Origin of the sequence: Pseudomonas khavaziana, from assembly GCF_019145205.1 — a bacterium.
Lineage (GTDB): Bacteria > Pseudomonadota > Gammaproteobacteria > Pseudomonadales > Pseudomonadaceae > Aquipseudomonas > Aquipseudomonas khavaziana.
Genome location: NZ_JAHSTT010000018.1, coordinates 80,167 through 89,304 on the forward strand (window position 1 = coordinate 80,167; position 9,138 = coordinate 89,304).

The following is a 9,138-nucleotide window of genomic DNA, read 5'->3' on the forward strand; positions in this document are numbered from 1 at the left end:
ACACTTATGTGGAAGGCACGAAATCCTTCAAAGGAAGACCATAGGGCTGCTTGGTGACAGGGTTCAGGGCATACCATTTGCCATTCTTCTGCGTAGCGGCGACGTCTTCCACTTCACCTTGCACGTTGGCTTTGCCTATTGTGGCACTGTTGACGTCCCTGAAGGTTTTGACCACGTCATATTTGACAACAGGCCTGGAGCCGTTTTTGTCGCCTGTGCGCGAATGTCGATCCAGCGCTTCCAAACCTGTTTGTACGCCTGCCAACCCAAGACCTACGGGGTCTATGGGGTTGAGTGCACCTATGGCGCCACGCGCCAGCTTTTTCGCCCCCTGTGCCAGCACCTGGCCGGTAGTCGTTCCAGCTTGCACGCCGGCGCTGGCTACCTTTGCGGCTCCGCCGACCCCCGAAAGGAGAAAGCCTAGGGCATCGAATGACAAATCAGTCAGGCCTTCACGCCACTTGCCGTCAATAAAATTATTGATGGCGTTATAACCTGGAATCAATCCTCGCACGAACTCCTCGGCTTTGGCCCAAAAAGGCGTTTCGGTATCAAACGTGGTTGTTCCGCGCAGCTCGTTTGCAAAATCCCGGATACCCAGGTTTTTTGTCATTGCATCAGCGATGTACCCAGTCTTTTCGCTGAAATAACTGTTGGGCGTGTCGTTGACAGTGTAGAGCGACGAAGCCTGCAGTATGTTTTCCGGGTAATCGCCTTCAGGAACAACGGGGTCAAGGTATGTTGAACCGATACCCGCTCTGAACTCGTCAGGCAGCGGGGCGATGTCTATATCGTTCCAGTCATCACGCTTTTTAATGGTGTTGGACGTCATATTTATTTCATAGGTATGGGTGCTTTCATTACCGTTCCTGTCCGTGAATTCGCTGCGTACCACTAGAGAACCAGATGTTGTTGCCTTATTGGTTGCGCCAGAATTATTTGTATTGACTGACACTTCTTTGCCGACCGAGATTTTTCCATGCTCAATGATTTCTCGATCTTCAATGGGTAGCGTTGAAATCAAGTATTTGGTTTGCGCCTGCGCGGCCGCCTCAAAACGGTTGAAATACAGCTCAAGGCGGTTTTCAAAATTGGATTTCACTTCGCCTCTTGAACCAGGTCTAAACACGACCTTCGTGAGATCAATAGATTCATTTCGGGAGGTATAGTTATCAAAGTCGATATCTTTGAGGTAGTCCCGCGTATTGAGGAATATATCCAGCAGCGAGTAGGGACCTGGAAACTCCAAAAAGCCGGCGTCTTTTGTGTCTATGGATTTTTCTTTGATTTGCTCTTCAGATAAATGTGGGTTTTGCTGTTTTATTTCCGCCAGCGCCCATTTGTGAAGGTCAGGGGCCTCCATTGCAAAGTAATTCGAAGCTTTATTTAACTCAAACACCTGTTTACTGAACTCAAAACGTACGTCGTTCATTTTCGTTTCTGAGTATTTATCTTCTGCGTTGCGTCCGAGCAAGCCGTTGTTGCGGCCCCAGTCTTTCAATCCGTCAGTTTGCGCCAGAGCTTCAACCATCAAGTCGGCCAGTGTTACGGGGGCCAGTTCATGTCGCAGCATGATCTGCTCATACGTCATCAAGCGGGTCGAGCCGGGCGCTTGGGCCTCAATACGAGCCACTGCCGTGGTAAAAGTGACCCATGCGTGGGAGCCCTTGACCAACGCCTCAGGTATGTCCTTGACCAAGAGCTCTGGTGCCTTGCGCGACAACAATATGAATACGGCGAGGTCGACGGTTCGCGGTGTGGCCAGTCCCGTCTGGATCAAGTGATGCGCCAGCGCTTTACGTATGTAGGAAGCGCTTCGCCCAGACACGCTGTTCAAATCGAATCCAGCGATATGGGTTCGTGTTGAGAATGACGGATCGGTGAAGACACTTTGCTTGTCCAGCGACACATAGAGCGCTGCCAGAACCCAGTCATTGATAGGTTCTGGCGAAGCGATCTCACCTATTGCCTGCTCGGCGGCGCGACCTATGGCTTGAGCGTTGCTGGACTTGAGGATGTCGTCAATGATGCGACCCGGGTCATCCTTGAGGGTCTTTTCATCCAGGTTCAGGTCACGGGTCAAGTGCTCAAGCAGGTTGTCTTGCGGCTCATTTTTCAAGGCATCATCAATGACGCGACTGAGTGTGCGTTGATCCTTATTGCTCAACAGCGTGGGCCATGAAAGGGCTCCACCCATATTGCCGTGCTCAGGGCTTAGCGGGGGGGGACTAGCCAGGGACGGTGCAATGGCTGCCAGCTCCGAAGGGGTCTTTGGAACCAGCAAGCCATGACCCACCAGATACTCGCGCAGGGTCACCGCTACGCCCGGCTTCAGGTCGTGATCCCGAGCATAGGACGAGGTGGGGTCTATTTCGATAGGCGTGTCCAGCGCCTCCTGCATCCGCTGGCGGGTGGCTTGGTTGGATGCCTCCAGATATTCGTCTTCGGTAAGGGTGGGGGTTTCACGAGCGGCGGCAGCGAGATCTTGCGCAATACTGCTGGCGGCGTCAGCTGCCAGCTTAGGTATAACCGCAACTACAGCCCCTCGATTGTTCTGGTCGCCAAGTTTCGAAGCATGACGTTCCAGATCAGCCTGGGAGGGGTGGCTGGCCGTGTCAGAGATGAGCGTACCTTTGCGCTCCCACCCGGCGATGTAGTCGGTGATGGATGCGTCTTGCTCTGAAGGCGAGAGGGAGGGGTCAAAAGGCAGGGAGTGGCCATAAAATTGGGCGATGTCCGACACCCTTGCCGTGGTGGCTGTGTCGAACCTTACGGAAGTGCCAGAGCCTGCCAATGCCGTAGCGACGTCCTTGAGCAAAGGCCAACCCGGAAAATCGCGCAGGTCCACGGTTCCAAAACCGAACGAGCCCGGGACGTAGAGCGTGCCACTTATATCAATCACGTTACGAGCTGACAGATTGATGCCTTTCTCTGCTGCCCAACTTTTCATTTGCGCACTATCAAGAATTTTATGAAGAAGTTTCCTCAACTGCCCGAAAGAAGATGTAGGCGGGATATCCTGGACGGTCAGCAGTTCAGGCTTTTCATTAGACTCTGGCAGTTGTTTCAACGCTTGCGCATACAACTTGGCCAGACCTCGCTCACCCTTGTCCTGGGGTGATTCGACGTCGTATTTTGAAACTTCTGTATCAACAAGCGTCAATGGCGCGGGGGAGGGATCTGCATTGATCAGCGCGGGCATAGACAATTCGTGCAGCCGTGAATTAGCAATAATAGTCATCAGAAATGCTCAAGGTCGATGTAGTTTGATTTCTTTACATAAGTAGTTCGCAACCTTATGTGGAAAGAAAACGGCATCGATTCCATCTGCCGACTTTTAAACCGTGACCGCCTGTTGCGAGTCACGACTGCTCTACGCCTGGATCATCTCCCGCACCTTGGCCGTCAATAAATCAAAGGTAAACGGCTTGGTGATCAACTGCATCCCGGGGTCCAGGAAGCCACCGCGCACCGCCGCATGTTCGGCGTAGCCGGTGATGAACAACACCTTGAGTGCCGGGCGAATCTGCCGGCCGATTTCCGCCAACTGGCGCCCGTTCATACCGGGCAAGCCGACATCGCTGATCATCAGGTCAATGCGTTGCCCCGACTCAATGATCGGCACCGCGGCATCCGCATCGCCCGCCTCGACAAATCCATAGCCCAACTCTTTGAGTACGGCGCTGACCAACACCCGTACCGCCGGGTCGTCTTCGACGATCAATACGGTTTCACCTGCATTGGCAAACGGCAGCAATGTCGGGTTGATCGGCTCCTGTGCCTGCATTTCGCCAATGAAACGCGGCAGAAACAAACTTACCGTGGTGCCTTTGCCGAGTTCGCTGTGAATCGTCACATGACCGTGGGATTGGCGGGCGAAGCCGTAGATCATCGACAATCCCAGCCCCGTGCCCTGGCCGATGGGTTTGGTAGTAAAAAACGGGTCGAACACGCGGCTCATCAGATGTTCCGGTATGCCGCAGCCCGTATCGCTGACGCTCAGCTCAACGTAATCGCCAGGCTCTAAGGTGCCGTAGGCCGCAGTGAATACGTTGTCCAGATGCCGGTTACACGTTTCCACCGTCAACTTGCCGCCGTTGGGCATCGCATCCCGCGCATTGATGACCAGATTGAGCAAGGCACTTTCCAGTTGATTGGGGTCGGCTTCGGCAGTCCACAGCGTGCTGGCCAGGCGCATGTCCAATGCGATGCTTTCGTTGATGCTGCGTTGCAGCAACTCGCCCATGGAGGACACCAATTGGTTGATCTCCACGGGTTTTGGATCCAATGACTGGCGCCGCGAGAAAGCCAGCAGGCGATGGGTAAGGGCGGCAGCACGGTTTGCCGAAGTGACGCCCAAGTCGATCAGGCTGTCCAGATCATCCAGTTTGCCCCGGGACACGCGCCTGCGCAGCAATTCCAGGCTGCCGATGATCCCGGTGAGCATATTGTTGAAGTCATGGGCGATACCGCCAGTCAACTGGCCGACGGCTTCCATTTTCTGCGACTGGCGCAGTGCTTCTTCGTTATTGCGCAATTGCGCCGTGCGCTCTTCGACTTGCTGTTCAAGGGTTTCCAAGGTGCGTTGCAGGCGCAGTTCGCTTTCGCTCAGGTCGATCAATCGGTCGCGTGCTTCGTATTGGCGCCGTCGACCGCGCAGCGCCGTGCTGACCAGGCTGATCAGCGTCACCGGGTGAAAGGGGCGCTCCAGGAACGTTACATTACCCAGCAAGCCACTCAAGTGTGAGGTGCCGTTCTGCTCCTTGCCGCCGTGATGAGTCATCAGCACGATAGGCAGGTCGGACCAGGCTGGCTGCTGATGCAAATGGTTGAGCAGCGGCTCAAGATCTACGCCACGCAACGCCTCGGCCGCAATGATCAGCATACCGGCGCCTTGCTCCATGGCTTCGCACAGTGCGCCGAGGTCGCTGACGACCACGCCGCTGTAGCCGGCTTCTTTGAGCATCATCAGCGCCAGTGCGCCGTCGCGGCCCATGGGCGCCAATACGATGGCGCGTTCTGAGATGGGAGAAAGGGCCAGCACTAGCCCTCATCCTTCAATAGCGGGGAACCGGCACCCATATAAATCGGAATACCGCGCAGTACGCCCTGGAAATTGTCCAACGGTTCCCCAACCGTCATGCCGCGGCTGCCGATACGGTATTCGCGAATGGTCGACTCATGGGAGCCGGTTCTTTTCTTGATGATTGAAATAGCCCGGCGGACTTTGCCCAGAGCTTCAAAATAGCGCAGCAGAATCACGGTGTCGGCCAGGTAGGTAATGTCCACTGGGGTTTGCATGTCGCCAACCAATCCATGTTGGGCCACGGTCATGAAGGTCGCGGCACCGCGCCGGTTGAGGTACAGCAGCAGCTCGTGCATGTGCAGGATCAGTGCGTTCTCTTCCGGCATGGCGGCCTGGTAGCCGTTGATACTGTCGATGACCACGGTCTTGATGCCGCCTTCATCCACGCAGCGACGTACCCGGTGCGAGAATTCGCCGGGGGACAACTCAGCGGCGTCGACCTGTTCGATCAGCAGGTTGCCGGTGCCTTGCAACGCAGCGAGGTCGATGCCCATGTTTTTCATGCGCTCGAACAGCAGGCCCAGTTCTTCATCGAAGATAAACAATGCGGCTTTCTCGCCACGAGCCACCGCGGCGGCGGCGAAGATCATCGAGATCAGCGACTTGCCGGTGCCGGCCGGGCCAAGGATCAGGCTGCTGGAGCCAGTCTCGATACCGCCGCCGAGCAGCGAATCCAGTTCCGGGATGCCACAGGTCAATGTCTGGCGGTTGTAGCCGCCACGATGCTCAGCTGCCACCAGGCGCGGGAAGACGTGGATGCCGTCGCCCATGATGGTGAAGTCGTGAAAGCCGCCACGGTATTTCTGGCCGCGGTATTTCACCACCCGTACGCGGCGGCGCTCGGCACCGTAGTTGGGGGTCAGTTCCTCAAGGCGGATCACCCCGTGGGCAACGCTGTGCACGGTTTTATCCAGGGATTCGGTGGTCAGGTCGTCCAGCAGCAATACGGTTGCGTCATAGCGCACGAAGTAATGCTTTATGGCCAGAATCTGCCGGCGGTAGCGCAGGGAGCTTTGCGCCAGCAGGCGGATTTCCGAGAGACTGTCGACCACCACGCGGGTCGGCTTGACCCGTTCTACCACTTCAAAAATCTGGCGGGTGGCCTCACCCAGTTCGAGGTCGGAGGAATACAGCAGGCTTTGCTGGTGCTCGGCGTTGAGCAGGCTCTCAGGTGGGGTCAATTCGAAAATAAAGATATTGTCATCCAGGTCCCAGCCATGGGACTTGGCACCCTGGCGCAATTCGCGCTCAGTCTCCGACAGGGTGATATACAAGCAGCGTTCACCGTTTTGCGCGCCGGCCTGCAAGAAGTGCAGTGCCACGGTGGTTTTACCGGTGCCGGGTTCGCCTTCCAGGAGGAACAGATGGCTGCGCGATAGCCCCCCGGCAAGAATGTCATCAAGACCTTCGATGCCGGTGGCCGCCTTTTCACTGAACAGCTCTTTGGATGTAGACAAGAAGTGCCCTCGGGTCACGTACAAGTAGAGGGGCACGCCGAGAGGGACGCGCCATATTTACTTGACCGTGGCGGCCAGTGGCGGTTCAACGTTTCGTAAAAGTTGCACAAGGCCCCCGGTACGGCACGAGCCAGCTGGCGCCTACAGGCCTTGTTGCAGCGCCGGGTCGTCCGGGTTCTGCTGCTCCAGTTGCGCGAGCAGTACCTGGACGTTCTGCAGTTGCCCGGTTTCTTTCCAGTAGTTGACCAACAGCACGCGGGCCTTACGGTTGGCCGGATGACGCTGGACGATTTCCTCCAACTGACGCTGGGCAGCCTCGACTTCCTCTTGGGCATGCAGGGTAGTGGCCAGGTCGTAGCGGTAATCCTGGTTGTCCGGCTCAAGCTCCACCGCCTTGGACAGGCCGAGCAGCGCATACGGGCGCTCGCCATGGTGCAGCAGCCACATGCCCAAGGCATGCTGCAGGTAGGCCGACTCCGGATGCGCCGCCAATTGCCGCGCCAACAGTTGGCGCGACTCGTCGCTCTTGCCTTGCTTGTCCAGCAGTTCGATCTGCGACACGACCGCCTGCAAGTTATCCGGCTGCAAACGCATGGCCTGCTCCAGGGCGTTTTCTGCCTGCGGCAACAGGGCGCTGTGAATGTACAGGCGCGCCAGTTGGATCCAGCCCTCGGCAGTTTCGGGCTGGGCCTTGAGGGTTTTCACGAATTCATCGAGCACCTGCTGCAGCGGGCCGAAATACAAGCCCAGGGTGTCTGGCGACAGGCCGAGCAGGGCATTGGCGGCGGCAAAGCGCACTGGCTGTTCGGGATCATCCAGGACCGGGCCAAGCAGCAAGGTGCGCTGGCCGCTGGGCACCAGGCCGACGATGCTGTGAATCGCCGCCTCGCGCACCAAGGGCGACTCATTGGCCAGGTCTTTATCCGCCAGCTTAAGGGCTTGAGGGCTGGGGTAATTGGGCAGCTCGGCGTGCAAGGCGGCGCGGCGTTCAGGCGACAGATCCGGGCGCCCCAGCTGTTGATACAGCACCCGCGCCGCGCCCGGTTCACCGTTGTGTGCCTGCTTCAATGCCTTGGAATAACCATGGGCAATGGCCGGTGCCACGGCGACCGGTGTGGTGCGGGAAAAAAACCAGCTGACCAGTACGATCAGCAACAGGGCACACAGGCCGATGATGGAATAACGGCGTGACTTTGACATGCGGGTGTCCGAAAGCTCGAGCAGCAAAGCCCCAAGCTTCGGTCAGTGCAAGGCGGGTGTCAAACCGGCGTCAGGTCAGCACGTAATCCAGCGGCTCAAGGGCAGGGGGCAGGTCGTCTTCGCCAAGGGCCGCGAGGATCTCGCGCTCCAGGGTACGCAGGATGGCGTCGCACGGCAGGTCGTTTTCGTCGAAGCCGAACGGGTCCTCCAATTCGTCGCCGATCGCATCCAGGCCAAAGAAAGTGTAGCTGACGATGGCGGTGAACACTGGCGTCAACCAGCCCAGCGGCTCGGCCATGGCGAACGGCAGCAGGATGCAGAACAGGTAGATGGTACGGTGCAGCAGCAGAGTGTAGGGGAAGGGCAGCGGTGTGGTCTTGATGCGCTCGCACGACGCCTGCACCTGGCTCAGGCTGACCAGCCGCGCCTCCAGTTGGGTGTAGCGCCACTCGCTGATCACACCTTCGCGGGCCAACACGGAAAACCGCGCACCGAGTGTTTGCAGAACACTGTCAGGCAGGTTGGGGTGACTGGCTTGCACCGCAATCCAGGACACTATCGCGCGGGTTTCATCTTCATGGCGCAAATGGGCGATCAGGCCGTGGGCAAAACCGCACAGGCCGCGCAACAAGCCGGTACGCTCGCCGGAGTCGCCCAGCACCTGGGTTTCGCGGATCAGCGAGCGCACCTCAATGATCATTTGCCCAAGCTGTTTGCGGCCCTCCCACCAGCGGTCGTAACAAGCATTGTTGCGAAAGCTCATGAAGATCGACAACGACAAACCCAGCAAGGTGAAAGGTGTGGCATTGACCTTGGAAAAGTACGCCGGGTGCAGGGTTTCCACCAGCACGATCACTGAAGCGAGCAGCGTGACCATCAGGCTGCGCCAGGCAATGCGCTTGGCAATCGAGCCCTTGAGGGAAAACAGGATACCCAGGAGGTTGGGCTTTGGACGAACGATCATGGCAGGCTTCTTTGATGGTGCAGGCCGTCAGGTTAGAAGCTGGCGGGCAGAGCGTCCAATCACTTGGGTCAACCGCCTGATCATTGGTATCGATCAGGGGGAGGGCAGCTCTGGCGTGCCCCTGAATTTGCGACGAGGGAACTTGATTTCGTGGCGGTCTGATTGACTGCACTCGGTAAACATGTGGGAGGGGGCTCGCCCCAGGGGCTACAGGTATCTACACAATTTTTGGTATGGCGCTGTACCTGTGGGAGAGGGCTTGCTCCCGATGGCGGCCTCAGGGCCGACCAGGATGTTGGATCATACCGAGTACATATCCATTGCTGCGGTAACGGCGGCTATTGGTTCCGCCCTGACGGCGGGTCACTTTGGAAAAGAGCCCAAAGTAACCAAAGGGCTCTTGCCCCACCACTCGGCACCTCGCCCAGGCT

5 protein-coding genes are annotated in these 9,138 nt (G+C 57.5%); all 5 read right to left on the reverse strand.

Annotated elements, in window-relative coordinates:
- Nucleotides 1-4: 4 nt before the first annotated feature.
- Nucleotides 5-3,241 (reverse strand): hypothetical protein, encoded by a 3,237-nt coding sequence (locus KVH01_RS27495; RefSeq protein WP_217883606.1) that lies wholly within the window; start codon nt 3,239-3,241, stop codon nt 5-7.
- A gap of 132 nt (nt 3,242-3,373) precedes the next feature.
- The gene (locus tag KVH01_RS27500) at nt 3,374-5,044 is read right to left on the reverse strand and encodes an ATP-binding protein (protein ID WP_043049925.1); all 1,671 of its coding nucleotides are present in this window, start codon (nt 5,042-5,044) and stop codon (nt 3,374-3,376) included.
- The gene (locus KVH01_RS27505; RefSeq protein ID WP_043049926.1) at nt 5,044-6,543 is read right to left on the reverse strand and encodes an ATPase domain-containing protein; all 1,500 of its coding nucleotides are present in this window, start codon (nt 6,541-6,543) and stop codon (nt 5,044-5,046) included. The genes KVH01_RS27500 and KVH01_RS27505 overlap by 1 nt, the downstream gene beginning before the upstream one ends.
- 141 nt (nt 6,544-6,684) lie before the next feature.
- A complete protein-coding gene (locus KVH01_RS27510; RefSeq protein WP_217883607.1) occupies nt 6,685-7,743 on the reverse strand; it encodes a HEAT repeat domain-containing protein in 1,059 nt (352 codons plus the stop codon).
- Nucleotides 7,744-7,813: 70 nt separating this feature from the next.
- Entirely contained in the window at nt 7,814-8,707 is an 894-nt protein-coding gene (locus KVH01_RS27515; RefSeq protein ID WP_217883608.1) for a bestrophin family protein, read from the reverse strand.
- Nucleotides 8,708-9,138: the final 431 nt, after the last annotated feature.